Source organism: Streptomyces sp. NPDC052101, from assembly GCF_040680235.1.
In the GTDB taxonomy this organism is placed as follows: domain Bacteria; phylum Actinomycetota; class Actinomycetes; order Streptomycetales; family Streptomycetaceae; genus Streptomyces.
In genome coordinates, this window is the sequence record NZ_JBFAWH010000011.1 from 15,019 (window position 1) to 40,860 (window position 25,842).

General features: G+C 71.4%; 25 protein-coding genes. 10 read left to right on the plus strand and 15 right to left on the minus strand.

Annotated elements, in window-relative coordinates; genetic code table 11:
• Nucleotides 1-234: 234 nt before the first annotated feature.
• The 3 genes from pknB (at nt 235) to AB0L75_RS20365 (ending at nt 3,669) form a co-directional block, all read left to right on the plus strand.
• Nucleotides 235-2,181, plus strand: coding sequence for a Stk1 family PASTA domain-containing Ser/Thr kinase (gene pknB, locus AB0L75_RS20355; RefSeq protein WP_365182617.1), 1,947 nt, complete (start codon nt 235-237; stop codon nt 2,179-2,181).
• Nucleotides 2,182-2,223: 42 nt separating this feature from the next.
• Nucleotides 2,224-3,120, plus strand: coding sequence for a deoxyribonuclease IV (locus AB0L75_RS20360; RefSeq protein WP_365182619.1), 897 nt, complete (start codon nt 2,224-2,226; stop codon nt 3,118-3,120).
• A 75-nt stretch (nt 3,121-3,195) separates the two neighbouring features.
• On the plus strand, nt 3,196-3,669 hold the full coding sequence (locus AB0L75_RS20365; protein ID WP_365182621.1) for a DUF4396 domain-containing protein: 474 nt from the start codon (nt 3,196-3,198) through the stop codon (nt 3,667-3,669).
• A 3-nt stretch (nt 3,670-3,672) separates the two neighbouring features.
• Here AB0L75_RS20365 and AB0L75_RS20370 read toward each other — a convergent pair whose 3' ends face one another.
• A complete protein-coding gene (locus AB0L75_RS20370) occupies nt 3,673-4,305 on the minus strand; it encodes a sulfite oxidase-like oxidoreductase (protein WP_365182623.1) in 633 nt (210 codons plus the stop codon).
• A gap of 174 nt (nt 4,306-4,479) precedes the next feature.
• Here AB0L75_RS20370 and bfr point away from each other — a divergent pair, with 174 nt between their 5' ends.
• The gene (bfr, locus tag AB0L75_RS20375) at nt 4,480-4,962 is read left to right on the plus strand and encodes a bacterioferritin (RefSeq protein WP_123977855.1); all 483 of its coding nucleotides are present in this window, start codon (nt 4,480-4,482) and stop codon (nt 4,960-4,962) included.
• A 16-nt stretch (nt 4,963-4,978) separates the two neighbouring features.
• Here bfr and AB0L75_RS20380 read toward each other — a convergent pair whose 3' ends face one another.
• Together AB0L75_RS20380 and AB0L75_RS20385 are read right to left on the minus strand one after the other, a co-directional pair.
• Nucleotides 4,979-5,221 carry a (2Fe-2S)-binding protein gene (locus AB0L75_RS20380; RefSeq protein ID WP_365182625.1) on the minus strand — a complete coding sequence of 81 codons (243 nt, stop codon included), beginning with the start codon at nt 5,219-5,221 and terminating at the stop codon, nt 4,979-4,981.
• Between the two features lie 151 nt (nt 5,222-5,372).
• Nucleotides 5,373-6,725 carry a class II 3-deoxy-7-phosphoheptulonate synthase gene (locus tag AB0L75_RS20385; RefSeq protein WP_365182626.1) on the minus strand — a complete coding sequence of 451 codons (1,353 nt, stop codon included), beginning with the start codon at nt 6,723-6,725 and terminating at the stop codon, nt 5,373-5,375.
• A 107-nt stretch (nt 6,726-6,832) separates the two neighbouring features.
• On the opposite strand from AB0L75_RS20385, the gene AB0L75_RS20390 reads away from it, so the two are divergent.
• Complete coding sequence (locus tag AB0L75_RS20390) at nt 6,833-6,889, plus strand: trp operon leader peptide (protein WP_073894098.1); 57 nt, start codon at nt 6,833-6,835, stop codon at nt 6,887-6,889.
• A 93-nt stretch (nt 6,890-6,982) separates the two neighbouring features.
• Nucleotides 6,983-8,929, plus strand: a complete 1,947-nt coding sequence (locus AB0L75_RS20395; protein ID WP_365182628.1) for an anthranilate synthase family protein — start codon at nt 6,983-6,985, stop codon at nt 8,927-8,929.
• 5 nt (nt 8,930-8,934) lie between these two features.
• Here the strand turns inward: AB0L75_RS20395 and AB0L75_RS20400 are convergent, their stop codons facing one another.
• From AB0L75_RS20400 to AB0L75_RS20415, 4 genes are all read right to left on the minus strand, one after another.
• A complete protein-coding gene (locus AB0L75_RS20400; protein ID WP_365182630.1) occupies nt 8,935-9,963 on the minus strand; it encodes a 6-phosphofructokinase in 1,029 nt (342 codons plus the stop codon).
• A 118-nt stretch (nt 9,964-10,081) separates the two neighbouring features.
• Nucleotides 10,082-10,759, minus strand: coding sequence for a response regulator transcription factor (locus tag AB0L75_RS20405; RefSeq protein WP_365182632.1), 678 nt, complete (start codon nt 10,757-10,759; stop codon nt 10,082-10,084).
• Nucleotides 10,756-11,982 (minus strand): DUF5931 domain-containing protein, encoded by a 1,227-nt coding sequence (locus AB0L75_RS20410; protein ID WP_365182634.1) that lies wholly within the window; start codon nt 11,980-11,982, stop codon nt 10,756-10,758. The genes AB0L75_RS20405 and AB0L75_RS20410 overlap by 4 nt, the downstream gene beginning before the upstream one ends.
• 34 nt (nt 11,983-12,016) lie before the next feature.
• Nucleotides 12,017-12,745, minus strand: coding sequence for a lysophospholipid acyltransferase family protein (locus tag AB0L75_RS20415; RefSeq protein ID WP_365183110.1), 729 nt, complete (start codon nt 12,743-12,745; stop codon nt 12,017-12,019).
• Between the two features lie 188 nt (nt 12,746-12,933).
• Here AB0L75_RS20415 and AB0L75_RS20420 point away from each other — a divergent pair, with 188 nt between their 5' ends.
• A complete protein-coding gene (locus AB0L75_RS20420; RefSeq protein ID WP_365182636.1) occupies nt 12,934-13,713 on the plus strand; it encodes an alpha/beta fold hydrolase in 780 nt (259 codons plus the stop codon).
• Nucleotides 13,706-14,275 (plus strand): hypothetical protein, encoded by a 570-nt coding sequence (locus tag AB0L75_RS20425; RefSeq protein WP_365182637.1) that lies wholly within the window; start codon nt 13,706-13,708, stop codon nt 14,273-14,275. Before AB0L75_RS20420 ends, AB0L75_RS20425 begins: the two co-directional genes overlap by 8 nt.
• A 39-nt stretch (nt 14,276-14,314) precedes the next feature.
• On the opposite strand, the gene AB0L75_RS20430 is transcribed toward AB0L75_RS20425, so the two are convergent.
• From AB0L75_RS20430 to AB0L75_RS20455, 6 genes are all read right to left on the minus strand, one after another.
• Complete coding sequence (locus AB0L75_RS20430) at nt 14,315-15,058, minus strand: endonuclease/exonuclease/phosphatase family protein (protein WP_365182639.1); 744 nt, start codon at nt 15,056-15,058, stop codon at nt 14,315-14,317.
• 138 nt (nt 15,059-15,196) lie between these two features.
• Nucleotides 15,197-16,150 (minus strand): ROK family glucokinase, encoded by a 954-nt coding sequence (locus AB0L75_RS20435; protein ID WP_365182641.1) that lies wholly within the window; start codon nt 16,148-16,150, stop codon nt 15,197-15,199.
• A gap of 67 nt (nt 16,151-16,217) precedes the next feature.
• Complete coding sequence (locus AB0L75_RS20440; RefSeq protein WP_365182642.1) at nt 16,218-16,706, minus strand: DUF5304 domain-containing protein; 489 nt, start codon at nt 16,704-16,706, stop codon at nt 16,218-16,220.
• Between the two features lie 57 nt (nt 16,707-16,763).
• Nucleotides 16,764-17,951, minus strand: coding sequence for an ArsA-related P-loop ATPase (locus AB0L75_RS20445; protein ID WP_365182644.1), 1,188 nt, complete (start codon nt 17,949-17,951; stop codon nt 16,764-16,766).
• A gap of 44 nt (nt 17,952-17,995) precedes the next feature.
• Nucleotides 17,996-18,439 (minus strand): SRPBCC family protein, encoded by a 444-nt coding sequence (locus AB0L75_RS20450; RefSeq protein WP_365182646.1) that lies wholly within the window; start codon nt 18,437-18,439, stop codon nt 17,996-17,998.
• A gap of 123 nt (nt 18,440-18,562) precedes the next feature.
• Entirely contained in the window at nt 18,563-19,360 is a 798-nt protein-coding gene (locus AB0L75_RS20455; RefSeq protein ID WP_365182648.1) for a metallophosphoesterase, read from the minus strand.
• A 296-nt stretch (nt 19,361-19,656) separates the two neighbouring features.
• On the opposite strand from AB0L75_RS20455, the gene AB0L75_RS20460 reads away from it, so the two are divergent.
• Nucleotides 19,657-21,453, plus strand: coding sequence for an AMP-dependent synthetase/ligase (locus tag AB0L75_RS20460; protein WP_365182650.1), 1,797 nt, complete (start codon nt 19,657-19,659; stop codon nt 21,451-21,453).
• A 28-nt stretch (nt 21,454-21,481) separates the two neighbouring features.
• Here the strand turns inward: AB0L75_RS20460 and AB0L75_RS20465 are convergent, their stop codons facing one another.
• Together AB0L75_RS20465 and AB0L75_RS20470 are read right to left on the minus strand one after the other, a co-directional pair.
• Nucleotides 21,482-23,068: a GMC oxidoreductase gene (locus AB0L75_RS20465; protein ID WP_365183113.1), complete on the minus strand. Its 1,587-nt coding sequence runs from the start codon at nt 23,066-23,068 to the stop codon at nt 21,482-21,484.
• 102 nt (nt 23,069-23,170) lie between these two features.
• Entirely contained in the window at nt 23,171-24,313 is a 1,143-nt protein-coding gene (locus tag AB0L75_RS20470) for a glycosyltransferase family 4 protein (RefSeq protein WP_365182652.1), read from the minus strand.
• Nucleotides 24,314-24,482: 169 nt separating this feature from the next.
• Between AB0L75_RS20470 and AB0L75_RS20475 the strand changes: the two genes are divergently transcribed.
• The gene (locus tag AB0L75_RS20475) at nt 24,483-25,718 is read left to right on the plus strand and encodes a glycosyltransferase 87 family protein (protein WP_365182653.1); all 1,236 of its coding nucleotides are present in this window, start codon (nt 24,483-24,485) and stop codon (nt 25,716-25,718) included.
• Nucleotides 25,719-25,842 lie beyond the last annotated feature (124 nt).

The following is a 25,842-nucleotide window of genomic DNA, read 5'->3' on the forward strand; positions in this document are numbered from 1 at the left end:
GCCGTCGGCGGCCGCGGGTGGGTGGGACGGCGGCGGGGGGCTGTCGGGTCCGTCCGCGTCCGTCGTCGCCGCCGCGCGGGGGGGCGGGAGGCGGCGGTGGGGGCGTAGGGGGGGTTCCTTCGCGGCGGGTGGCGTGGGCGGGGTATGTGGGAAGCGTTACAGGTCGGCTTCAGTGGGTGGGGGAAAGCGGTCTCGGCGAGGGAAGTGTCGGTCGTCCCTCGTAGACTCCCCTGCGTGGATACGACCCTTCAGGACCCCCTCGTCGGGCAGGTGCTCGACGGCCGTTATCGCGTCGACGCGCGGATCGCGGTCGGCGGGATGGCCACGGTCTACCGGGCCCTGGACACCCGTCTGGACCGGGTGCTCGCGCTCAAGGTGATGCATCCGACGCTGGCGGCCGACGGGTCGTTCGTGGAGCGGTTCATCCGGGAGGCGAAGTCGGTCGCGCGGCTGGCGCACCCCAACGTCGTGCAGGTCTTCGACCAGGGCACCGACGGGTCGTACGTCTATCTGGCGATGGAGTACGTCGCCGGGTGCACCCTGCGGGACGTGCTGCGTGAGCGCGGGGCGCTGCAGCCCCGCGCGGCCCTCGACATCCTGGAGCCCGTCCTCGCCGCGCTCGGCGCCGCGCACCGGGCCGGGTTCGTGCACCGGGACATGAAGCCCGAGAACGTGCTGATAGGGGACGACGGCCGGGTCAAGGTCGCCGACTTCGGGCTGGTGCGGTCCGTGGACACCCAGACCAGCACGACCGGCACCGTCCTCGGCACCGTGTCGTATCTCGCGCCGGAGCAGATCGAGCAGGGCACCGCCGACCCGCGCGTCGACGTGTACGCCTGCGGCGTCGTGCTCTACGAGATGCTGACGGGCGACAAGCCGCACTCCGGTGACTCCCCCGCCCAGGTGCTCTACAAGCACATCCACGAGGATGTTCCGCCGCCCTCGGCACAGGTGCCGGAGCTGCCGTACGCGCTGGACGAGCTGGTCGCGTCGGCGACCGCGCGCACCCCGGGCCTGCGCCCGCAGGACGCCGTGGCGCTGCTCGCCCAGGTGCGCGAGGCGCGTCACGGGCTGAGCGACGGCCAGCTGGACACCGTGCCGCCGCAGGCGCTGTCCTCGGAGCACGACAACGCCGGGGACCGTACGAGCGTGATACCGCGCTCACTGACCGTGCCCCGGCCGCTGCCGGTCAACGAGGACGAACACCCGGCGGACGGTGCCGTGCAGCACACCACCCGGCTGCAGGCGCCGCCCGCCGCGTCGACGCGGCGGTCCCGGCGGCCGCGGCCCGGGCGGTCCCGGCGCCTGGTGCTGACGATCGTCGCCGCCGTACTGGCGGTGTTCGGCGTGGGCGCCGGGGTCTGGTACATCAACTCCGGCCAGTTCACGAAGGTCCCGCCGCTGCTGTCGAAGACCGAGACACAGGCGCGGGACCGGCTCAGGGCGGCCGGACTCGACGTCGGGCAGATCAAGCGGCAGTACAACGACGCCGTCAAGCGCGGCACGGTCATCGGCACCGATCCGGCCCCCGGCACCCGGATCCGCGACCACGACTCGGTGACGCTGACCATCTCGTTGGGCCCGGAGACGGTGAACGTCCCGGATGTGGCGGGCCGCACCCTGGCCGAGGCACGCGCGCGGCTGAAGGCGGACGGGCTGGAGCCGGGCATGGTCACCCAGCAGTTCAGCGGCGACGTCGACCAGGGCAAGGTGATCGGCACGACACCGCAGGCGGGCACCAAGCGGCACGCCGGTTCGGCGATCGCGCTGACCGTCAGCAAGGGCAGCCCGGTCGATGTGCCGGACGTCACCGGTGACGATCTGAACGACGCCAAGAAGGAGCTGACGGACGCCGGACTGAAGGTGAAGATCGCCTCCGAGCAGGTCAACTCCGAGTACGACAAGGGCAAGGTGGCCCGGCAGACCCCCGGCGACGGCAGCCAGGCCGCCGAGGGCGACACGGTGACACTGACGCTGTCCAAGGGCCCGGAGATGGTCGAGGTGCCGGATGTGACCGGCGACAGCGTGGACGACGCCCACAAGGCGCTGGAGGGCGCCGGCTTCAAGGTGGAGGACGACCGCGGGCTGCTCGGGCTGTTCGGCGACACCGTGAAGCAGCAGTCGGTGAAGGGCGGCGACAAGGCGCCCAAGGGGGCGACCGTCACGATCACCATCCGGTGACCGCGGGTCCGGCCGCCGGTGGGGGCATGACACCCTGAACGGGTGAGTCCCCACCAGTCGCCGCCCGCTCAGCCGTCGTCCCGTCCGCGCAATCCCGTCGGCGGTCATGTCCCCGTCGCCGGGGGCCTGCACTCGGTGGGGCTGTCGTACGCCCGTGATCTGAAGGCGGAGACCGTGCAGGTCTTCGTCGCCAATCCGCGCGGGTGGGCGACGCCCGCCGGAAACCCCCGGCAGGACGAGGCGTTCCGGGGGGCCTGCGCCGAGGAGTCGATCCCGGTGTATGTGCACGCCCCCTATCTGATCAACTTCGGCTCGCACACCGAGGCGACCGTGGAGCGGTCGGTGGAGTCGTTGCGGCACTCGCTGCGGCGGGGCCGGGAGATCGGCGCGCTCGGTGTGGTCGTGCACACCGGGAGCGCGACCGGCGGACGGGCTCGGGAGGTGGCGCTGCGGCAGGTGCGCGCGCACCTGCTGCCGCTGCTGGACGAGCTGACCCACGACGACGACCCGTTCCTGCTGCTGGAGTCGACGGCCGGGCAGGGCGCCTCCCTGTGCTCCCGCACCTGGGACTTCGGGCCGTACTTCGAGGCGCTGGACGCCCATCCGAAGCTGGGCGTGTGCCTGGACACCTGCCACATCTTCGCCGCCGGCCACGATCTGACCGGGCCGAGCGGGATGCACCAGACGCTGGACCTGCTGGTGGACACCGTCGGTGCGGGACGGCTGAAGCTGATCCACGCCAACGACTCCAAGGACGTGGTCGGCGCACACAAGGACCGGCACGAGAACATCGGCGCCGGCCACATCGGCGAGGACCCGTTCCGGGCGCTCATGACCCACCCCGCGACCGAGGGCGTACCGCTGGTCATCGAGACGCCCGGCGGCAAGGAGGGGCACGCGGCGGATGTGGAGCGGCTGAAGAAACTGCGGGATTCATGACCCGCTGAGGAATACCCCCAGGGGGTATACGGTTCTTGCCCGGTGCAGGAACCGTCGTCCGACATGGGGGTAGTCATGCAGCACGAAGCGCACGCACATCACCACGCACCCGCCGCCACCTGGCCCATGGCCGCCCAGGCCACCCTGCACTGCCTCACCGGCTGCGCGATCGGCGAGGTGCTCGGCATGGTCGTCGCCACGGCCCTCGGCTGGGGCAACCTGCCGACCACCCTGCTGGCGACCGTCCTGGCGTTCTTCTTCGGCTACTCGCTGACCCTGCGCGGAGTCCTGCGGGCCGGGGTCGACTTCCGCACGGCGTTCCGGGTGGCGCTGGCCGCCGACACCCTGTCCATCGCCGTGATGGAGCTGATCGACAACGGGGTGATCCTGGTCTGGCCGTCCGCGATGAACGCGCAGCTCGGCGACGCGCTGTTCTGGGCCTCGCTGGTGATCTCGCTCGCGCTCGCCTTCGTGGTGACCACACCGGTCAACAAGTGGACGATCGGGCGCGGCAGGGGGCACGCGGTGGCGCACCAGTACCACCACTGAGGGCTACAGCTCCGGGCCGTCCCCCGGACCCTCCTGGTAGGAGTAGCGCTGCTCCTTCCATGGGTCGCCGATGTTGTGGTAGCCGCGCTCCTCCCAGAAGCCGCGGCGGTCGGCGGTCATGTACTCGACGCCCCGGACCCACTTGGGGCCCTTCCAGGCGTACAGGTGGGGCACGATCAGCCGGACCGGGAAGCCGTGCTCGGCGGTGAGCAGTTCACCGTCCTTGTGGGTGGCGAAGATCGTGCGGTCGGAGGCGAAGTCGGACAGGCGGAGGTTGGAGCTGAAGCCGTACTCCGCCCAGACCATCACATGGGTGACGTCCGGCGCCGGCGGGGCCAGGTCGAGGATGGTGCGGGCGGGGATGCCGCCCCACTCCGAGCCGGTCATGCTGAACTTCGTCACGCAGTGCAGATCGGCCACCACTGTGGTGTACGGCAGGGCCGTGAACTCCTCGTGGCCCCAGGTGTGCTTGTCTCCGTCGGCGGTGGCGCCGAAGACCCGGAACTCCCAGCGCTCGGGCCGGAACTTGGGGACGGGTCCGTAGTGCGTGACCGGCCAGCCACGCTGGAGCCGCTGACCCGGCGGAAGCTCGGACCCTGCCGCTGCTCCAGACTCTCGCTCCACCGGATGACCCATGTATCCATCCTGACAGACCTCGGGCTGTGCCCTTGACCATGGCTTCACGAAGCGGACAACTTACATCGACTAAGCACTTACTTACTAAGTCCGCACTTACTGGACGATCTTCGCCCCCGATGCAATCATGCCGCCGCATACCTCCCCCGTACCCGTGTGGAAGGAGCCGCTGCGATGCAGGGCGACCCCGAGGTCATCGAGTTCCTCAACGAGCAGCTCACCGGCGAGCTGACCGCGATCAACCAGTACTTCCTGCACGCGAAGATGCAGGAGAACTTCGGCTGGTACAAGCTCGCCAAGTACACGCGGCACGAGTCGTTCGACGAGATGAAGCACGCCGAGGTGCTCACCGACCGGATCCTGTTCCTGGAGGGGCTGCCCAACTACCAGCGGCTCTTCCACGTCCGCGTCGGACAGACCGTGAAGGAGATGTTCGAGGCCGACCGGCAGATCGAGGTGGAGGCGATCGACCGGCTGAAGCGGGGCATCAAGGTGATGCGCGAGAAGGGCGACATCACGTCCGCGAACATCTTCGAGGACATCCTCGCCGACGAGGAGAACCACATCGACTACCTCGACACCCAGCTGGAGCTGGTGGAGAAGCTCGGCGAGGCGCTCTACATCTCGCAGATCATCGAGCAGCCCGAGAGCAGCTGACCGGACCAGGCGAGGACTAGGCGGCCTCGTCCAGGCCGACCGGGCCGGACAGCTCGGCGAGCGCGGGCTTGCCCTGGTCGGCCAGCTCGCGGCGCGGGCAGGCGCCCCGCCCGAGGAGGGCCTGGATCCGGCGGACGCAGGAACCGCAGTCCGTGCCGGCCTTGCAGGCGGAGGCTATCTGGCGGGGGGTGCAGGCGCCGCCCTCCGCGTGCTGCTTGACCTGGTCCTCGGTGATGCCGAAGCAGCTGCAGACGTACACGCGGATTCACCTCCCGACGGGATCGCTGTATGAATGCCATCCCCTTGATCGGTGAGGCAAACCTAACCTTACCCGCCGCACAGGGCCCGCAAAAGTGGGGAGGGGCGCGGATCGGATGTGATCCGCGCCCCAGATCGTCAGCCCGGGATCGTCACTGGTCCCGGTACATCTCCGCCACGAGGAACGCCAGGTCCAGCGACTGGCTGCGGTTCAGCCGCGGGTCGCAGGCCGTCTCGTAGCGCTGGTGCAGGTCGTCGACGAAGATCTCGTCGCCGCCGCCCACGCACTCGGTGACGTCGTCGCCGGTCAGCTCCACATGGATGCCGCCCGGGTGGGTGCCGAGCCCCTTGTGGACCTCGAAGAAGCCCTTGACCTCGTCGAGCACGTCGTCGAAGCGGCGGGTCTTGTGCCCGGAGGCCGCCTCGAAGGTGTTGCCGTGCATCGGGTCGGTCACCCAGGCCACCGTGGCGCCGGACGCGGTGACCTTCTCCACCAGCTCGGGAAGCTTGTCGCGGATCTTGTCGGCGCCCATCCGGACGATGAAGGTCAGCCGGCCCGGCTCCCGCTCGGGGTCGAGGCGGTCGATGTACTTCAGCGCGTCCTCGGCCGTCGTGGTCGGGCCGAGCTTGATGCCGATCGGGTTGCGGATCTGCGAGGCGAACTCGATGTGCGCGTGGTCCAGCTGCCGGGTGCGCTCACCGATCCACACCATGTGCGCGGAGACGTCGTACAGCTTGCCGGTGCGCGAGTCGACGCGGGTCAGCGCGGACTCGTAGTCCAGCAGCAGCGCCTCGTGCGAGGAGAACAGCTCGACGGTCTTGAACTCCTCCGGGTCCGTGCCGCAGGCCCGCATGAAGTTCAGCGCGTTGTCGATCTCGCGGGCGAGCTGCTCGTAGCGCTGGCCCGACGGCGAGGTCTTCACGAAGTCCTGGTTCCAGGCGTGCACCTGGCGCAGGTCCGCGTAACCGCCGGTGGTGAAGGCGCGCACCAGGTTCAGCGTGGACGCCGAGGCGTGGTACATGCGCTTCAGCCGCTCGGGGTCCGGGATGCGGGACGCCTCGGTGAAGTCGAAGCCGTTGACGGAGTCGCCCCGGTACACCGGGAGCGTCACGCCGTCGCGGGTCTCCATCGGCTTGGAGCGCGGCTTGGAGTACTGCCCCGCGATACGGCCGACCTTCACCACGGGCACGGCGGCCGCGTAGGTGAGGACGGCACCCATCTGGAGCAGCGTCTTCAGCTTGTTGCGGATGTGGTCGGCGGACACCGCGTCGAAGGCCTCGGCGCAGTCGCCGCCCTGGAGGAGGAACGCCTCTCCCTTGGCGACGGCCGCCATCCGGGCGCGCAGCTGGTCGCACTCGCCCGCGAAGACGAGCGGCGGATACGACTCGAGGTCCGCGATCACTGCGCGCAGAGCCTCGGGGTCGGGGTACTCGGGCTGCTGCGCCGCGGGCAGGTCTCGCCAGGTGTTGCCAGCGCCAAGGCTGGTCTTAGCGTTCACGGTCACCTCGTAAACATTACGGGGTCGTGTCGTGTGACCCATCTTCTGGCTCGAAGGGTGAGACGCGAGGGTTGTCCTGTGGACCGGGGGCCGGGTGCGGTAGGGTTCCTGCCATGTTCGCGCTGTCGATCCAGAACTGGTGGTGGACCGCTTCTCCGGCGGCCCACTGACTGCGCGTACGCAAGACTTCGCGAAGGCCGCCCGAGGGGCGGCCTTCGGCGTGTCCGGGGTCGTTCCTCACCGACATCGACGGAAGAGGACCCATGGACCTGGCACAGCTCCTGCACGACGATCGCCCCTTCGCCCTGCTCCGCCGCCGCGTCCCGGGCCGCGACGAGCACCCGGTGGAGCTGCTGCTCGGCCCGGTGACCAGCCGCGACCGGCTCGCCGACCTGCCCGACGAGGGCCTCGCCCTGGTCCCGTTCCGGCAGATCCGCGAGCGCGGCTTCGACGTCCGCGACGACGGCACCCCGCTGCTGGTGCTGACCCCCGAGGAGTCGTACGAGATCCCCCTCGACGTGGCGCTCACCCAGCTGCCGGCGCACGAGGTGCGGGTCGAGGGCGGCGGCTTCGACGTCGGCGACGAGGAGTACGCGCGGATCGTCGCACGGGTGCTGGACGAGGAGATCGGCGCGGGCGAGGGCGCGAACTTCGTGATCCGGCGGACGTACGAGGGCCGGATCCCCGGCTTCTCGCGGGCCGACGCGCTCGCGCTGTTCCGGCGGCTGCTGGAGGGCGAGCGGGGCGCGTACTGGACGTTCGTCGTGCACACCGGAGATCAAAAGGGGCCCGAAGGGCCTTCCTTGGAAGGGCGGGGGCGGGAGACGGGTGGGCGCACGCTGGTGGGGGCCAGCCCGGAGGTACACGTGAGGATGTCCGGCGGCACGGTCGTGATGAACCCGATCAGCGGGACCTACCGCTACCCCGCCGAGGGCCCGACGCCCGAGCATCTCCTCTCCTTCCTCGCCGACGGCAAGGAGGTCGAGGAGCTGTCGATGGTCGTCGACGAGGAACTGAAGATGATGTGCACCGTCGGCGACATGGGCGGCGTGGTCGTGGGGCCGCGGCTGAAGGAGATGGCGCACCTCGCGCACACCGAGTACGAGCTGCGCGGGAAGTCCTCCCTGGATGTGCGGGAGGTGCTGAAGGAGACCATGTTCGCGGCGACGGTGACCGGGTCGCCGGTGCAGAACGCGTGCCGGGTGATCGAGCGCCATGAGCCCCTCGGGCGGGACGGTGTCGGCCGCGGTTACTACGCGGGTGCGCTGGCGCTGCTCGGCCGGGACTTCGGCGGCGCCCAGACCCTGGACTCCCCCATCCTGATCCGCACCGCCGACATCGACGCCAGGGGGCAGCTGCGCGTCCCGGTCGGCGCCACGCTGGTGCGCGGCTCGGATCCGGCGGGCGAGGTCGCGGAGACACACGCGAAGGCGGCGGGCGTGCTCGCGGCGCTCGGGGTACGGCCGTCCCGGCCGCGCGCGGAGCGGGAGCGGCCCCGGCTCGCCGACGACCTGCGGGTGCGGGCGGCGCTGGACGGCCGGCGCTTGTCGCTGGCGCCGTTCTGGCTGCGGATGCAGGAGCCGGTACAGGGCCTGACCGGCCACGCCCTCGTCGTCGACGGCGAGGACACCTTCACCGCGATGCTGGCGCACGTGCTGCGCTCGGGCGGTCTGGAGGTGACGGTACGGCGGTACGACGAGCCGGGGCTGCGGGCGGCGGTGCTCGCGCACGAGGGCCCGGTGGTGCTCGGCCCCGGCCCGGGCGACCCGGCGGACCTCGCCGACCCCAAGATGCGGTTCCTGCGGGAGCTGACCGCCACCGTGCTCCGGGGGCACCGGCACGGTGTGCTCGGGATCTGCCTGGGCCATGAGCTGATCGCGGCCGAACTGGGGCTGGACATCGTCCGCAAGGAGGTGCCGTACCAGGGGGCGCAGACCACGATCGACCTGTTCGGGCGGGCCGAGACCGTCGGCTTCTACAACAGCTTCGTGGCGCGCTGCGACGACGAGGAGGCGAGCGAACTGGCCGCGCACGGGATCGAGGTGAGCCGGGCGGCCAGCGGCGAGGTGCATGCGATGCGGGGGCCGGGGTTCAGCGGGGTGCAGTTCCACCCGGAGTCGGTGCTGAGCCTGAACGGGGCCGCCGTAGTGCACGAACTCGTCGGCCGGCTGTCCGGGGGCTGCCGCCCCCGGACCTCCGCTTCGGCCTGAACCCCTCAGCCGAAGAAGACCCCGACCTCCGCGTACAGCTTCGGGTCCACGGTCTTCAGCTTGGCCGTGGCATCGGCGAGCGGGACGCGGACGATGTCGGTGCCGCGCAGAGCGACCATCGTGCCGAAGTCGCCCTCGTGGACGGCGTCGATGGCGTGCAGCCCGAAGCGCGTGGCGAGCCAGCGGTCGAAGGCACTGGGCGTGCCGCCGCGCTGGACATGGCCGAGGACCGTGGTCCGCGCCTCCTTGCCGGTGCGGCGCTCGATCTCCTTGGCCAGCCACTCGCCGACCCCGGAGAGCCGGACGTGCCCGAAGGAGTCCAGCGACCCGTCCTTGAGCACCATGTCGCCGTCCTTGGGCATCGCGCCCTCGGCGACGACCACGATCGGCGCGTACGACGCCCGGAAGCGGGAGGTGACCCAGGCGCAGACCTGATCGACGTCGAAGCGCTGTTCGGGGATGAGGATGACGTTGGCGCCGCCGGCCAGCCCCGAGTGGATGGCGATCCAGCCGGCGTGCCGGCCCATCACCTCCACGACCAGGACCCGCATATGGGACTCGGCGGTGGTGTGCAGCCGGTCGATGGCCTCGGTGGCGATGTTGACGGCGGTGTCGAAGCCGAAGGTGTAGTCGGTGGCGGACAGGTCGTTGTCGATCGTCTTGGGCACCCCGACGCAGGGCACCGCGTACTCGCCGGACAGCCGCGCGGCGACGCCCAGGGTGTCCTCGCCGCCGATCGCGATGAGGGCCTGGACGTCCAGCTTGGCCAGGTTGTCCTTGATCCGGCGGATGCCGTTGTCCGCTTTGAGGGGGTTGGTGCGCGAGGAGCCGAGGATCGTGCCGCCGCGGGGCAGGATGCCGCGCACCGCGGGGATGTCGAGACGGACGGTGTCGCCTTCGAGGGGACCGCGCCAGCCGTCCCGGAAGCCGACGAAGTCATAGCCGTATTCCTGCACGCCCTTGCGGACGACGCCCCGGATGACGGCGTTGAGACCGGGGCAGTCGCCGCCTCCGGTCAGTACTCCGACGCGCATGGAAAAGTCCCTTCACCGCGATTCCCTGACAGGCGGTCACGCTAACGGTGACTCAGGTCACACCGGGAGAGGCGGGACGGGTGATTTCGGTGCATTGCCGGAAAGCGCCCCGGCGGCGCTACTCGTCGTCGAGTCCGCGCTCTATGGCGTACCGCACCAGCTCGACCCTGTTGTGCAGTTGGAGCTTGCCGAGGGTGTTCTGCACATGGTTCTGGACCGTGCGGTGGGAGATGACGAGGCGTTCGGCGATCTGCTTGTAGCTCAGGCCCTTGGCGACCAGCCGCAGCACCTCCGTCTCGCGGTCCGTAAGCCGCGGTGTGCCGGGCTCGTCGGTGTCGGGGGCCGGCGCGGGCTCGGAGGCCAGCCGGCGGTACTCGCCGAGGACCAGTCCGGCGAGGCCCGGCGTGAACACCGGGTCGCCTACGGCGGTACGGCGCACGGCGTCCAGCAACTCCTCGGTGGAGGCCGACTTCAGCAGATAGCCGGTTGCACCGGACTTCACGGCCTCCAGCACATCGGCGTGCTCGCCGCTCGCCGAGAGCACGAGGACCCGCAACGCCGGGTTGTGGCCGACCAGTTCCTTGCACACCTGGACACCGGGCTTGGCCGGCAGGTTGAGGTCCAGCACGAGCACATCGGGGGCGGCGGCCCTGGCCCGGCGGACCGCCTGCTCGCCGTCGCCCGCGGTCGCGACCACCTCGAAACCGGACTCGGCCAGGTCCCGGGCGACCGCGTCACGCCACATGGGGTGGTCGTCCACCACCATGACCCTGATCGGGTCCTGCTGCTCGCTCATCGACGCCCCGCCTTCTTCCCCCGCGCCCGTCCGGCGCCCTTCGGTACCTTCAGTTCGACTTCCGTGCCCTGTCCGGGGACGGAGACCAGCTCGGCGCTGCCGCCCAGGTCGCGCACCCGCCCCCGGATCGACTGGGCCACGCCGAGCCGGCCCTCGCCCTCGGCCTGGACGAGCCGGCCCTCGGGGATACCGGGGCCGTCGTCCCGGACGGTCACGACGACCTCGTCCGGCTCGTCCTCGACCAGGATCCAGGCCCGGGCCTGCTCGCCGGCGTGCCTGTGTACGTTGTCCAGGGCGGCGCCGACCGCGGCGGCCAGCTCCCGCGCGGCCGGCCGGGGCAGCTCGACCGGTGCCCCGGGCTCGGCCAGGGTCACCCGGGCACCCGCGTAGCGGGCGAGCAGGGAGCGCAGGTCGACCGGGCCCTCGTCGTCAGGCTCCTCCACCGCGCGTACGAACGCTCCGGCGGAGACGTCCTCCGACACCCGCGAGACCGGCACCAGACCGCCGGAGACCAGCGTGCGCAGCGCCACCTCCTGCTCCCCCGCGAGCTGCCCCAGCTCCGCCGCCTCGCCGCCGATGACCGCGCCGCGCCGCTGCACCATGGCCAGCACCTGCAGCACGCCGTCATGGATGTCCCGGGCCAGCCGCTCCCGCTCCCGGGTCACCGCCTCGATCTCCAGGGCGCGGGCGAGGGTGGCCTCGGAGGCGCGGGCGACCTCCACGACGTAGCCGATGGCGATCGAGGCGACCCAGACCAGGATCACGTTGTGCACGGTGTCCCGTGCGGGGTGGCCGCGCTCCACCAGGTTGACGGCGGCCACGGCCGTGGAGGCGACGGCCGCCCAGCGCCAGCCGCCCTTGATGGCGAAGGCCAGCACCGCGCCGGCGGTCCATATCGAGGGCAGGGTGGGGCCGCCGCCCGCGATCCGCTCGTGGCTGTCGGCGAGCCGGGTGAGCAGGATGCCGGCGAGCGCGATGGCCAGGTCGGCGGCGAGGAAGCGCTTGGTGCAGCTCGCCGCGTTGCGTACCCACGGCAGGGTGGCGAGGGTCCACACGGCCAGGACGGCGTAGTAGGTGACGGCGACCCAGGGGCGCACGAAGTGGGAGTACGCGGTGGCGCACAGACCGATGGCGTACAGCATGGTCAGCACGCGGTAGCCGGCGAGCGCGCGCCACAGCGGCAGCTCGACCGACATCCTCATGACGCGCTCGCGCTTGGGCATGTCCCCCCGTTCCCCGGCCCCTCTCGTCAGCCCGCTAGGCCTCTGTCCTCTTCTCGGCTTCCTTGGCCTTCTCCGCTTCCTTGGCCGCCTTCGCCGCATCCGCGATCTGCCGCTTGGCCGCGGTCGCGTACATGTCGACGTACTCCTGGCCTGAGAGCTTCATGATCTCGTACATGACCTCGTCGGTCAGGGCGCGCAGGACGAAGCGGTCGTGCTCCATCCCGGCGTAGCGGCTGAAGTCCAGCGGCTTGCCGATACGGATGCCGGGCCGCATCAGCTTGGGCATCACCTTGCCGGGCGGCTGGATCTTCTCGGTGTCGATCATCGCCACCGGGATGACCGGCGCGCCCGTCGCGAGCGCCACGCGCGCGAGGCCGCCGGGCTTGCCCCGGTAGAGCCGGCCGTCGGGCGATCGGGTGCCCTCGGGGTAGATGCCGAACAGCTCGCCTCGCTCCAGCACCTCTATGCCGCTCTTGATCGCGGCCTCGCCGGCGCCGCGCGCCCCGGAGCGGTCCACCGGGAGCTGTCCGACGCCCTTGAAGAAGGCCGCCGTCAGCCGGCCCTTCACACCGGGGGTGGTGAAGTACTCGGCCTTCGCGATGAAGGTGACCTTGCGTTCCAGGACCGCCGGCAGGAAGAACGAGTCCGAGAAGGAGAGGTGATTGCTCGCCAGGATGGCGGCGCCCTCGGCCGGTACGTTCTCCAAGCCCTCCACCCAGGGCCTGAAGGCGACCTTCAGCGGCCCTCCGATGGCGACCTTCATCGTGCCGTACAACACCCGTGTGCCTCCTGTTTCCGTCGAACAGACCTTAACCCGGAGGACCGTCAATGAGCCCGACGACCCTGGTCGGTGTCAGTGCGGTCGCGTACGGTGAAGCACATCCGCGCTTTTCCCTCTCGCCTTTGCCGGCCACCGGTGGGGGCCCTCTCACCGGAACAGGAGCGTCGAAGGTGCCGGTCCTCCCCGGAGCCGAGCCGTACCGCCACGAGGGCGGGGAGGTGGGGGTCCTCCTCTGCCACGGCTTCACCGGCTCGCCCCAGTCGCTGCGCCCCTGGGCGGAGCACCACGCGGCGCACGGCCTGACCGTGTCGCTGCCACTGCTGCCCGGCCACGGCACCCGCTGGGAGGACATGCAGCTCACCGGCTGGCAGGACTGGTACGCGGAGGTGGACCGCGAGCTGGCCGAACTCACCGAGCGCTGCTCCCGGGTGTTCGTCGCGGGCCTGTCCATGGGCGGCGCCCTGGCGCTGCGGCTCGCGGCCCGGCACGGCGAGCGGGTCACGGGCGCGGTGGTCGTCAACCCGGCGAACAAGGTGCACGGCCTGTCGGCGTACGCCCTTCCGGTGGCCCGGCATCTCGTACGGACGACGAAGGGCATCGCCAGCGACATCGCGAAGGAGGGCGCGGCGGAGCTGGGGTACGACCGGGTGCCGCTGCACGCGGCGCACTCGCTGCGGCAGTTCCTGCGCCGGCTGGACGGCGAGCTGCCCCAGGTCACCCAGCCGCTGCTGCTGCTGCGCAGCGCGCAGGACCATGTCGTCCCGGCGGCCGACTCGGCCCGGGTGCTCAGCCGGGTGTCGTCCACGGACGTGACGGAGATCGTGCTGGAACACAGCTACCACGTGGCGACGTTGGACCAGGATGCGGACCGGATCTTCGAGGAGAGCCTCGCCTTCATGGGCCGGCTCGCACCCAGTCTCGGCAAGGAAGGGACGGCCACAGGTGGCTGAGCACGAGTCCGACCGCGAGGACCGCGAGGGCCGGGAGGGCAGCGAGTCGGACGAGCAGGGGGCGCGCTTCGACGAGGACGCCGCCTGGCGCGCCATCGTCGCCGGGTACGGCGAGGAACCGCCGGACCCGCCGGGCGCACGGCCCTTCAAGCCGGTGGAGGACCTGGCGCTGCCGGAACCGGAGCCGGAGAAGGACGCCGAGAGCGGCACCGACAAGGCGCCGGTCCGGCCGCTGGGCAGCTCGGTCTCGTTCGCGCCCGGCGTCGGCCCGCGCGACTACTCGCCGCCGGAGCCTTCCGAGGACGACGAGGACGGCGAGGGCCACTTCGTGCCGCCGGAGCCGCCGCCACTGCCGGCCGCCGACACCACCGCGAAGTTCGCCTGGCTGGGTGTCGTCGGCGGGCCGGTTCTGCTGCTGCTGGCGGTGCTGTTCGGCTGGGAGATGACCTGGTGGCTCACGACCCTCGGCATCGGCGGCTTCCTCGGCGGCTTCGCCACGCTGGTCGTGCGGATGCGCACGGACGAGGAGGACGACGACCCGGGGCGGGGCGCGGTCGTCTGACCCGCCGGTTCCGCTGACCCCCCGGTTCCGCGTGCCCGGTCACGCCACCGGTACGCGCAGCGCGGCGAGGACCGGGAGGTGGTCGGTGGCAGCGGTCAGATCGGCCCGGGTGACGCCCGGCTGGTCCAGGGGGACTCCGCAGCCGAGCACCTCGATGCCCTTGGTCGCGAAGACGGCGTCGATGCGCTGCGGGGGCGCGCTGTGCGGCCAGGTGTTCTCGCCGCCCCAGGGGGCCACGGCGCGGCAGTCCTGGAGGCTGCCGGCCAGGAGGCGAAAGGTCCGGCCGCCGGGGCTTTCGTTCAGGTCGCCGCCCGCGACGGCGTGCTCCACGCCGAGTCCGGCGAGGCGGTCGAGGACCATGGCGCCCTGCTCGTACCGCTCGTTCCTGTCGAGGCTGAGGTGGCAGCTGATGACGCCCACGCGGGCGGCGCCGAAGCGGACGACCGCCGTGGCGAGGCCGCGCCGGTGCAGGCCGGGGGTGAGGGGCAGCAGGATGTCCTCCGTCCGCTCCACGGTGGCCCGCAGCGAGCACAGGATCGCCGGTCCCGCGGCGGTGCCGCCGCCGGTGAGGATGACCTGGCCGGAGGCCGCGGCGAGGCGGGCGAGCTTCTTGCGCCAGCGGGGGAATCGGGGGGCCTCTTGGACGAGGACCAGGTCGGGGGCGCAGGCGGTGATGACTCTGGCGAGGGCGGCGGTGTCGTCGCGCATCGAGCGGATGTTGTAGCTCAGGACGCGGATGACGGGTGAACCGTCCGACTCTGTGCGGGAGTTGGGAAGCTCCATGTGGATCAATGTACGCCCGACAGCTCGGGGCGCGAGGTTCGTGTGCGACTGCCGGTGTGGTGCGGCTGGTCGCGCCCACGCGGCGGAGCCGCATGTTTGTACAGCCCCGCGCCCCTGAGTGAGTACAGCGAACGTCTGTTACATGATCGGGTCGGGCTCCCGGGCCAGGTCGGCCGCGCCCACCAGGCCTGCCTTGTTGCCGAGCTGGGCCGCGATCACGTCGGCCACCGGGCGCCAGTTGCCGCCGACCAGCCAGCGCTTGTAGGACTTGCGGATCGGGTCGAGGACCAGTTCGCCCTCGTCGGAGAGGCCGCCGCCGACGATGAACGCGGAGGGGTCGAAGAGGGAGGCCAGGTCGGCGAGGCCGGCGCCCGCCCAGCGGGCCAGCTCGCGATAGGAGTCGACGGCGACCGGGTCGCCCTGGCGGGCGGCCATGGAGATGTGCTTGCCCTCGATGCCGTCGGGGGTGCCGTCGCCGAGCGAGAGCAGCAGCTCCGCGCTCTCGGGGGTGGCGTTGGCGCGCTGCTTGGCGTATCTCACCAGCGCCCGGCCCGACGCGTACTGCTCCCAGCAGCCCTGCGAGCCGCAGCCGCACAGCAGGCCGTCCGGGACCATCCGGATGTGACCGAACTCGGCGGCCACGCCGAAGTGGCCGCGGCGCAGCTTGTTGCCGATGATGATGCCGCCGCCGAGGCCGGTGCCGAGCGTGATGCAGATGACGTTGCGGTGGCCCTTGCCGGCGCCGAACTTGTACTCGCCCCACGCGGCGGCGTTGGCGTCGTTCTCGACCACGACCGGGAGGCCCACGCGGGCCTCGACCTTCTCCTTCAGCGGCTCCTGGCGCCAGTCGATGTTCGGCGCGAAGTAGACCGTCGAGCGCTGCCGGTTCACATAGCCGGCCGCACCGATGCCCACGCCGACGATCTCGTGCCCCACGCGTGCGCCCTCGACGGCAGCGGCGATGGCGTCCACGATGCCCTCGGGCGTGCCCGGGGTCGGCACCTGGTGGGTCGAGAGGATGTTGCCTTCCTCGTCGACCACGCCGGCCGCGATCTTGGTGCCGCCGATGTCGACGCCGATGGTGAGTCCCATGAATCCCTCAGTTTCGGTCGAGCCCCGCTACGGCCAACCGTACCCGAGGCCCTGCCGGGGGACGGCTTCAGTCCAGGTCGATGCGCTCTCCCGGACCGCTGCCCTCACCCCGGTCGCGCCGGTCGTCGCGCCACTCGTCCGCGAGGCCGGCCGAGCCGGCGGTCCAGCGGCGTTCCTGGGCCTGGACGGCGGAGCGGTAGGCGGCCAGCAGCTCGCTGCCGGCCGCGGCCAGGTGGTCGAAGACGTCCGGGTTGCGCTCTATGACAGGCTCGACGGCGGCCTTGGCCTGCTGGACGACCTGGCGCACCGCCTGCTGGGCGGCGGGTCCGGCGAGGCCGCCGAGGAGCGGTGACTGCAGGCCGGACAGCTTGTCGGCCACCGTGTCCACGAGTCTCTTCAGCTCCTCCGCGGCCGAGCCGGGCTGCGGGCCGTGCTCGGCGCGGCGGCGGGCCTTCTCGGCGGCGAGGTCCTCGGCACAGGCCGTGGCCCAGGCATCGGCGTCGGTCGCCCGGTCCTGCTCCTCGGACGAGTCGGTTGCGGGACGCTCTTCGCTCATGGCGGACTCCTGACTACGGTTCGCCTTTACGACGTTACCCGAACGGGCGTACCCGGCTCACCGTCCGCCGGTGGGCCAGAGGTCGGGGTCGGGGGCGAACCGGACGCGCAGTTCGCCCTCGCGCAGGCCGGCCCCGGCGACGGTGCAGCGCCGCAGGGCGGAGGGCAGCGGGACGATCCGGCGGAAGGGTCCCGCGGTGATGACGAGTTCGTCGCCGCGCCGGATCAGATCCAGCTCGTCCCGTATCGCTCCGGGCAGCGGGATGTGCCAGACCAGCACGCCGTCCTCGGCGATCCGGTCGGCGACGGGCCACTCGACCGGGGCGGGATCCGGATTGACGGCGGGTACGGCGAGGGCGGTGAGGTCGTCGCCGCCGCGCGGGTCGCGGCCCAGGTGCGGGACGGGATGGACAACGCAATCAGCATCGCAGGGCTGCTCCCGCCAGTCGGCGAGTGTCTTGCGCTGCTGGGCGAGGAGGGAGGAGAGCCAGCTGTCGGGGGTGGCCTCGGGCAGGGTGCGGTTGGCGATCAGGGCCTCGATGCCGAGACCGCGCAGGGCGAGGCCGAGGCGGGCGGTGTGGACGGCGTCGGCGCCCGCCGGGCCGGGTTCGGCGACCAGGCGTACGGCGGTGCCGGGGTCGGTGAGGACGGCCTGGACGGCGGCCAGTTCGACGTCCCAGCGGGCCGCCGTCTCGTACAGCCAGTCGGCGGGCATGGGCACGCCGGCCAGCCGGCCGAGGACCGGGCGCAGGGCGCGGGCGGCCTGCCGCTCGGGCGGGAGCAGGCGGCGCAGATAGCGGCGCAGCTCCTCGGCGAGCGCGAGCAGCGAGAGTGCCTGATGGAGCGGCGGGAGGTCGACGACGAGGAGGTCGTAGCGCTCGGAGAGGGCGGCGTCACGGAGCGCGCGAAGGAAGGACAGTTCCTCGGCGCCGGGGAGAGGGGTGACCTCCTCGGCGTCCAGGCGGGCGGCGCCGAGCAGGTCGAGGACGCTCGCGGCGCGGGCCTGGAAGGCGGTGAGGTCCTGCCGGAAGCGGTCGGCGGCGTCGGGGCGCCAGGTGGTGAGGTTCGGCGCGGCCTTTTCGGGGGCCGGTCCTGTCGCACGGCCGAGCGCGGCGCCGAGGGTGTCGGTGCGGTCGGCACCGAGCAGGAGGGTGCGGGTGCCCTCGCGGGCGGCGGTGAGCGCGGTGGCGGCGGCGATCGTCGTACGACCGCTGCCGCCGGGGCCCGTGATCAGGATGGTGCGCATGAGGGTGAACGGTACCGCCGTGCGCGGGTGGCGAACCGGGGTGACTACTTCTCCCCCGACTCCACCCTCTTCTTCAGGCCCGCCAGCGCGCGGTCGATGATGACCTTCTCCGCCTTGCGCTTGATCATGCCGAGCATCGGGATCTTGACATCGACCGTCAGGAGGTAGGTGACCTCGGTGCTGCCGGGGCCGACGGGCTTGAGGAGGTACGAGCCGTCCAGGGAACGCAGCATCTGGGACTTGACCAGGGTCCAGGAGACCTCGTTGTCGCCGGTCCAGGTGTAGGCCAGCGTCTGGTCGTCCTTGATCGCCCCCGCGTCCATGACGAGGCGGACCTGCTCGGCGCGGCCCCGGTCGTCGGTCTTGAGGACCTCCGCCTCCTTCACCTCGCCCGTCCAGTCCGGGTAGCGGGCGAAGTCGGCGATCACCCCCATGACGTCGGCCGTTGCCGCCTCGATCGTGATGCTCGAGCTGGTGTGTTCCGCCATCGCCGTGGCTCCTCCAGATGCGGGCCGGTACTGAGGTCGTCGTGCGCACGTGTGTGCAGCGTGAAGGCTACCGCGCCGCCGACCTGCCGCCTTCAACCCCATGTCCCGGCGGCCTTCCACCGGTCACCATTCGAGCGCCCAGGGCCGCCCCGAGCCCGCGAAGTGGCCCACGTTGACGCACTCGGTCGCGCCGATCCGCATACGGCGCGCGAGCGGCTGGTGCACATGCCCGAAGAGCGAATAGCGGGGTTTCGTACGGCGGATGGCGTCCAGCAGGGCGCGGCTGCCGCGTTCGAAGCGGCGGGCGACGGTGTCGTAGACCAGCTCGGGGACCTCCGGCGGGATGTGCGTGCACAGTACGTCGACCTCGCCGACCGCCTCGATCTTCGCCGCGTACTCCTCGTCGTCGATCTCGTACGGCGTCCGCATGGGCGTCTTCAGGCCGCCGCCGACGAATCCGAAGGTCCGGCCGCCGATCTCGGCCCGCTGGCCGTCGAGCACGGTGGTTCCGGGGCGGGCGTACTCCCGCCACAGGGGCGGCATGTCGACGTTGCCGTAGGTGGCGTACGTCGGGGTGGGGAACGCGGCGAACAGCTCGGCGTACTGCTTGCGTACCGCCTTCTCTATGGCCCCGGCCCGGTCCGCGCCGATGCCGGCCCACAGCCGGGCGCCGAACTCCCGGGCCTCCGTGAAGCGGCGGGCGGTGCGCAGCTCGACGATGCGGTCGGCGTTCTCCTTGCCGAACAGGTCCGGGAAGATGCCGCGCGAGTGGTCGGCGTAGTCGAGGAAGAGGACGAGGTCGCCCAGGCAGATCAGGGCGTCGGCACCCTCGCCGGCCCGGGCCAGGTCCCGGGCGTTGCCGTGCACGTCGCTGACCACGTGGACGCGGGTCCTTCGGGTACCGGAGGGTGTGGATGCCATGACGATCAAGGGTAGGCGTGTGCGGTGTGCGTGAACAGTGTCGGTGCCGCCTGCGGTTACTCGCCGGTCGGTTCAGCCGTGGACTACTGTGCGCGCAGGAACGCCAACATGTGTGACGCAGCGAACATCTCGCTCGGACCCCCTGTCGGGAACGCCATACCGGCGGGTAACGTCCGGGCAGTCCAGTCGTGCTCTGGATTTCAACCACCGAAGCCCAGAGCACCAGCCCGAGCCTTGGACCGCACCGTCGCATCACACAGTGTCGTGGCGTCGGCGCCCTATGAGGAGCAGCAGTCTTGCGCGAGTTCAGCCTTCCGGCTTTGTACGAGGTCCCCGCGGACGGCAACCTGACCGACATCGTCCGCAGAAACGCCGCGCAGCATCCCGACGTCGCCGTCATCGCCCGCAAGGCCGGCGGGAGCTGGCAGGACGTGACGGCCCGGGAGTTCCTGGCCGAGGTGCACACCGCCGCCAAGGGCCTCATCGCGGCCGGGGTGCAGCCGGGCGACCGGGTGGGCCTGATGTCCCGCACCCGGTACGAGTGGACGCTCATGGACTTCGCGATCTGGAGCGCGGGCGCGGTCACCGTGCCGGTGTACGAGACCAGCTCGCCGGAGCAGGTGCAGTGGATCCTGTCCGACTCGGGCGCGACCGCGTGCATCGTGGAGCTGGACGGTCACACGGCGGCCGTGGAGTCGGTGCGCGAGTCGCTGCCCGCCCTCAAGCACGTCTGGCAGATCGAGGCCGGCGGCATCGAGGAGCTGGCGCGGCTCGGACAGGACGTGTCGGACGGCACGGTGGAGGAGCGCAGCTCGCTCGCCCGGGCCGACGACCCGGCGACCATCGTGTACACGAGCGGTACGACCGGCCGCCCCAAGGGCTGTGTGCTCACCCACCGCAGCTTCTTCGCCGAGTGCGGCAACATCGTGGAGCGGCTGCGCCCGCTGTTCCGTACCGGCGAGTGCTCGGTGCTGCTCTTCCTGCCGCTCGCGCACGTCTTCGGCCGGCTGGTGCAGATCGCCCCGATGATGGCGCCGATCAAGCTGGGCTGCGTCCCGGACATCAAGCACCTCACCGACGAGCTGGCCGCCTTCCGGCCGACGCTGGTCCTCGGCGTCCCGCGCGTCTTCGAGAAGGTCTACAACTCGGCGCGCGCCAAGGCGCAGGCGGACGGCAAGGGCGCGATCTTCGACAAGGCGGCGGACACCGCGATCGCCTACAGCAAGGCGCTGGACAGCGCCTCCGGCCCGTCGTTCGGCCTGAAGGTCAAGCACAAGGTCTTCGACAAGCTGGTCTACAGCAAGCTGCGCGCGGTCCTCGGCGGCCGGGGCGAGTACGCCATCTCCGGCGGTGCCCCGCTGGGCGAGCGGCTCGGCCACTTCTTCCGGGGCATCGGCTTCACGGTGCTGGAGGGCTACGGCCTGACCGAGTCCTGTGCGGCGACCGCGTTCAACCCCTGGGACCGGCAGAAGATCGGCACGGTCGGCCAGCCGCTGCCCGGCTCGGTGATCCGGATAGCGGACGACGGCGAGGTGCTGCTGCACGGCGAGCACCTGTTCAAGGAGTACTGGAACAACCCGGGCGCGACGGCGGAGGCGCTGGCCGACGGCTGGTTCCACACCGGCGACATCGGCACCCTGGACGAGGACGGCTACCTCAGGATCACCGGCCGGAAGAAGGAGATCATCGTCACGGCGGGCGGCAAGAACGTGGCTCCGGCGGTGATCGAGGACCGGATCCGGGCGCACGCGCTGGTCGCGGAGTGCATGGTGGTGGGCGACGGGCGGCCGTTCGTGGGCGCGCTGGTCACCATCGACGACGAGTTCCTGGGCCGTTGGGCCGAGGAGCACGGCAAGCCGGCGGGTTCCACCGCGGCGTCGCTGAAGGACGACCCGGATCTGCTGGCGGCGATCCAGGCGGCGGTCGACGACGGCAACGCCGCGGTGTCGAAGGCGGAATCGGTGCGGAAGTTCCGCATTCTGTCCTCCCAGTTCACGGAGGAGTCGGGCCACCTCACCCCGTCGCTGAAGCTCAAGCGGAACGTGGTGGCGAAGGACTACGCGACCGAGATCGAGGCGATCTACGCGAAGTAGCATGCCTCCGGCCGGATTTGACGGAGTGTCATGGCGCGGTGTCCTCGGCGAGGACCCGCGCCATCGTGCGTTCGGCGAGCGCGGTGATGGTGACGAAGGGGTTCACGCCGATGTTGCCGGGCACGAGCGAGCCGTCGGTGACGTACAGCCGGTCGTACCCCTGCACCCGGCCGTAGTCGTCGGTGGCCCTGCCGAGGACGCAGCCGCCCAGCGGGTGGTAGGTGAAGTCGTCGGCGAAGACCTTGCTGGTCGGGCCGAACAGGTCGTAGCGGTAGATGGTTGCGTTGGCCAGGTTGATCCGGTCGAACAATTTCTTGGCCATGCTCACCGAGACCGCGCTCTGGGCGGCGCTCCAGCCGAGCTTCACCGCGCCGGAGGCGGAGTCGTAGGTGAAGGAGGCCCGTTCGGGGTTCTTGGTGATCGCGAGGTACAGGCTGATCCAGTGCTCGAAGCCCATGGGCAGCGGGGCGATCTCGGCGAAGACGGGGTTGTCGGCGTTGGCCCAGTCGTCGATGCCCATCACCGGCATGGTCGCCTCGTTGGCGCCGACCGTGTCCCAGATGTGGTTGGCGCGGCCGAGCATGGTGTTGCCGTTGGTGCCCCAGCCCGCGCCCACGGCGGAGTTCAGGTCGGGCAGGGTGCCGGTGTCCCGGGCGCGGACGAGGAGTTCGGTGGTGCCGAGACTGCCGCCGCCGAGGAAGAGGTACGTGCAGCCGTAGCTCTTGGTCTCGACGACCGCGCCGGTGGTGTCGATGCGGTCGGCGGTCAGGACGTACGACCCGTCGCCGGCCCTGCTGATGGACTTCACCCTCTCCATGGTGTGGATGGTGACGTTGCCGGTGCCGAGGGCGGCGGCCAGATACGTCTTGTCGAGGCTGCGCTTTCCGTGGTTGTTGCCGTAGATGACCTCGCCGGCGAGCGCGGACTTGGTGGCCGTGCCGGCGGCCTCCTGCTGCATGTAGCCGAAGTCGTAGACGTTCGGCACGAAGGTGGTCCTCAGGCCGGCGTTGCCGGCGGCCTTGCGGGAGGTGCGGGTGAACCGGTACCACTCGGTGGACTCGAACCAGGCCGGGTCGATCGTGTTGACGCCGAGCATGGCGCGGGCCCGGGGGTAGTAGGTGCCGTACATCTCGTCGGCGTCCACAGTCGGGAACTGCTCGGTGAAGTACGACTTCAGGGGCGTGACCGCCATGCCGCCGTTGACCAGGGAGCCGCCGCCGACGCCGCGGCCGACGTAGACGGACATGTTGTCGTAGTGCACGCGGTCCAGGACGCCGGGATAGGGGCTGATGTCCTTGTTGACCACGTCCAGCCAGAGGAAGGCGGCGAGCGGGGCCTCGGTGCGGGTGCGGAACCACATGGAGCGCCGGTCGGGGGCGGAGGTGGAACAGAACACCTTGCCGTCGCTGCCGGCGGTGTTCCACAGCCCGCCCATTTCGAGGACGAGGGTGGGGATACCGGCCTGGCCGAGGCGGAGGGCGGCCACGGCGCCGCCGTAGCCGGAACCGACCACGATGGCCGGGGCGTTGTCGACGGCGGCCGGTTCGGCGGCCCGCGCGGACTGGAGGCCGATGCGGGTGAAGCCCGCCGTGGCGGCGGTCTGGAGGGCGATCATGCCCAGTATCTGACGTCTACTCAGCTGACGCTGCATCAGTTGTGCTGTCATGCGGGCAGCATGTGCGGATTTTCCGGTTCCGCCTAGAGTCGCCGTCCGGATTTACAGCAGGGCTTTGAGCTTCTCCGCCAACAGGTCCCAGCGCCAGCGCTCTTCCACCCACTGCCTGCCCCGCTCGCCCATGCGCCGCCGCAGCTCGGGGTCGCCCAGCAAGGCCACGATCCGGTCCGCGGCCTCCGTCGGCTCGCCGCCCCGGACGACCCAGCCGGTCTCCCCGTCCAGGACCGCGTCCGGTGCGCCGCCCGAGTCGCCCGCCACCACCGGGAGGCCGGTCGCGGAGGCCTCCAGGTAGACGATCCCCAAGCCCTCCACGTCCAGGCCGCCTCGTCGCGTCCGGCAGGGCATCGCGAAGACGTCGCCCGCGCCGTAGTGGGCCGGCAGCTCCGACCAGGGGACCGCGCCGGTGAAGCGGACCGACGACTCCACGCCTGTCTCGCGGGCCAGGCGGCGCAGATCCTGTTCGTAGGGGCCGCCGCCGACGACGAGCAGGACGGTGTCGGGCTCGGCGGCGAGGATGCGGGGCATGGCCTGGATGAGGGTGTCCTGGCCCTTGCGCGGGACGAGCCGGGAGACGCAGACCACGACGGGGCGGTCGGTGAGGCCGAGGCGGGCGCGGACCTCGTCGCCGCCGGAGCCGGGGTGGAAGGTCTTCTCGTCGACGCCGGGCGGCAGCTGGACCATGCGGTCGGCGGCCGCCGGGGCGAGTGCCGTGGCGATCCTCGACCGCGTGTACTCGCCCAGGTACGTGATCGTGTCCGTCGATTCACCGATCCGGTGCAGCAGCTGCCGGGCGGCGGGCAGCTGGGCCCAGCCGGCCTCGTGGCCGTGGGTGGTGGCCACCAGCCGCTCGGCGCCGGCCCTGCGGAGCGCCGGTGCCATGAGGCCGAGCGGAGCCGCCGCGCCGAACCACACGGAGCGGCACCCGTGCTCGCGCAGCAGGGCGACCGCCCGCCGGGTCGCCTGCGGGGTGGGCAGCAGCATGGTCGTACGGTCGCGCACGACGGTGAAGGGCTGCTCCGCGTCGAAGGCGGCCGTGGCCTCGATGCCTTCCCGGCTGCGCTTCCAGGTGGAGGCGTAGACGACCAGCCGGCCGGGGTCCAGGCGCAGCGCCATGTTGTGCAGGAAGGCCTGGATGCCGCCCGGCCGGGGCGGGAAGTCGTTGGTCACGATCAGCGTCTTGTGCATTGCCGCCGACCCTACCCAATGGGCTCCGGCGGGCCGGACCGAATGGGCTGTCCACGGCAGGGTGCGGCCGGGTCTGTGGCATGCGCACAGCCGGTCAGGACATCATGGTCACGCGAAAGCGGACACGGCAGCGAACAGCGAAGCGGGAATCGAACGGCAAGGGGATCACGTGGAGACCAAAGGCGCCGGGCGGTCCCTGGCATGGCTGCTCGCGACCTGGGCCGTGACCCGTGCGGCGCTGCTGCTGTTCGTCTTCGGGGTGTACGCCTTCTCGGACCTGGACGTCACCTCGGACGTTTCGGTGATCTACCGGGGCTGGTACGAGGTGCTGCGCCAGGGAACGTTCCCGCTGGACGACGTGACCTGGCAGTACCCGCCGGCCGCCGCCCTGCCGGTCCTCGCCCCCGCCGTCCTGCCCTTCCTGTCGTACGAGCACGCCTTCTTCGTGCTGGCCTTCCTCGCCGACGTGGTCGTCACGGGGCTGCTGCTGTATGCGGGCCGGCGGCCCGGCCGGTCTGCGCGCGGTGCCTGGGTGTGGGTGGCGGGCGTGCCGCTGCTCGGGCCGACGGTGTACGCCCGCTACGACGTGATGGTGACCGCGGTGGCCGTGGCGGCGCTGCTCGCCGGGGCCCGGCATCCGCGGGTGCTGGGCGCGCTGGCCGCGTTCGGGGCGCTGCTGAAGGTGTGGCCGGTGCTGCTGCTGGTGGGCTCCTTCCGGCGGCGGGCGTGGGCGTCGGCGACGGTGACGGCGACCGGGCTCGCGGCGCTGTTCGCGGTGTCCATGCCGGGCGCTTTCGCCTTCCTGGCCTTCCAGCGGAACCGGGGCACCGAGGTGGAGTCGGTGGGCTCCCTGGTCTTCCATGTGGCCCGGCACTTCGGCTGGAGCGGCCAGGTGCTGCTGAACTACGGCTCGGTCGAGTTCGTCGGCCCGCATGTGGACCAGGTCAGCACGCTGGCGCTGGTGCTGACGGCGGCCGCGTTCGGCTGGCTGCTGCTGTGGCGGCTGCGGGCGGTGGGCAGGGCGCCGCACATGCTCGCGGAGGCGGCCTTCACGGCCGTCCTGCTGTTCACGGTCACCAGCCGGGTGATCAGCCCGCAGTACCTGGTGTGGCTGGTGGGCCTGGCCGCGGTCTGCCTGTCGTACCGGGCGAGCCGGATGGGGGCGCCCGCGCTGATGGTGGTGGCCGCGTCCTTCGTGACGGTCCTGGAGTTCCCGCTCGGCTTCGCGCACGTGGTGACCAGCGACCGGTACGGCGTCCTGCTGCTGGTGACGCGCAACGGCCTGCTGGTCGCGGCCGCGCTCTCGGCGGCCCGCCGGCTCTGGCGCTCGACCGTCACCCCTGCCCCTGCCGCCCCCCTACCGCCCGAGCCGGCCCGGCCCCGCACGGCCCCCGTCTCCTCCTGACCCGCCCGACGCGCACGAACGGGATCACGGCCCGCTCCAGGCCCTGCCGACCTGGCAGCAGCGTCACGCCCGCCCACTGCACGACCATCACGAGCGCCAGCACCAGGCAGACACCGGGCGGCCC

Excerpts from the sequence above, each read along its gene's own strand:
- AB0L75_RS20365 (WP_365182621.1), top strand. The coding sequence starts at position 3,196 with ATGCAGCACGAAGCGCACGCACATCACCACGCACCCGCCGCCACCTGG.
- AB0L75_RS20370 (WP_365182623.1), bottom strand. The coding sequence starts at position 4,305 with ATGGGTCATCCGGTGGAGCGAGAGTCTGGAGCAGCGGCAGGGTCCGAG.
- bfr (WP_123977855.1), top strand. The coding sequence starts at position 4,480 with ATGCAGGGCGACCCCGAGGTCATCGAGTTCCTCAACGAGCAGCTCACC.
- AB0L75_RS20395 (WP_365182628.1), top strand. The coding sequence starts at position 6,983 with ATGGACCTGGCACAGCTCCTGCACGACGATCGCCCCTTCGCCCTGCTC.
- AB0L75_RS20400 (WP_365182630.1), bottom strand. The coding sequence starts at position 9,963 with ATGCGCGTCGGAGTACTGACCGGAGGCGGCGACTGCCCCGGTCTCAAC.
- AB0L75_RS20405 (WP_365182632.1), bottom strand. The coding sequence starts at position 10,759 with ATGAGCGAGCAGCAGGACCCGATCAGGGTCATGGTGGTGGACGACCAC.
- AB0L75_RS20410 (WP_365182634.1), bottom strand. The coding sequence starts at position 11,982 with ATGCCCAAGCGCGAGCGCGTCATGAGGATGTCGGTCGAGCTGCCGCTG.
- AB0L75_RS20415 (WP_365183110.1), bottom strand. The coding sequence starts at position 12,745 with ATGAAGGTCGCCATCGGAGGGCCGCTGAAGGTCGCCTTCAGGCCCTGG.
- AB0L75_RS20430 (WP_365182639.1), bottom strand. The coding sequence starts at position 15,058 with ATGGAGCTTCCCAACTCCCGCACAGAGTCGGACGGTTCACCCGTCATC.
- AB0L75_RS20435 (WP_365182641.1), bottom strand. The coding sequence starts at position 16,150 with ATGGGACTCACCATCGGCGTCGACATCGGCGGCACCAAGATCGCGGCC.
- AB0L75_RS20440 (WP_365182642.1), bottom strand. The coding sequence starts at position 16,706 with ATGAGCGAAGAGCGTCCCGCAACCGACTCGTCCGAGGAGCAGGACCGG.
- AB0L75_RS20445 (WP_365182644.1), bottom strand. The coding sequence starts at position 17,951 with ATGCGCACCATCCTGATCACGGGCCCCGGCGGCAGCGGTCGTACGACG.
- AB0L75_RS20450 (WP_365182646.1), bottom strand. The coding sequence starts at position 18,439 with ATGGCGGAACACACCAGCTCGAGCATCACGATCGAGGCGGCAACGGCC.
- AB0L75_RS20455 (WP_365182648.1), bottom strand. The coding sequence starts at position 19,360 with ATGGCATCCACACCCTCCGGTACCCGAAGGACCCGCGTCCACGTGGTC.
- AB0L75_RS20465 (WP_365183113.1), bottom strand. The coding sequence starts at position 23,068 with ATGATCGCCCTCCAGACCGCCGCCACGGCGGGCTTCACCCGCATCGGC.
- AB0L75_RS20470 (WP_365182652.1), bottom strand. The coding sequence starts at position 24,313 with ATGCACAAGACGCTGATCGTGACCAACGACTTCCCGCCCCGGCCGGGC.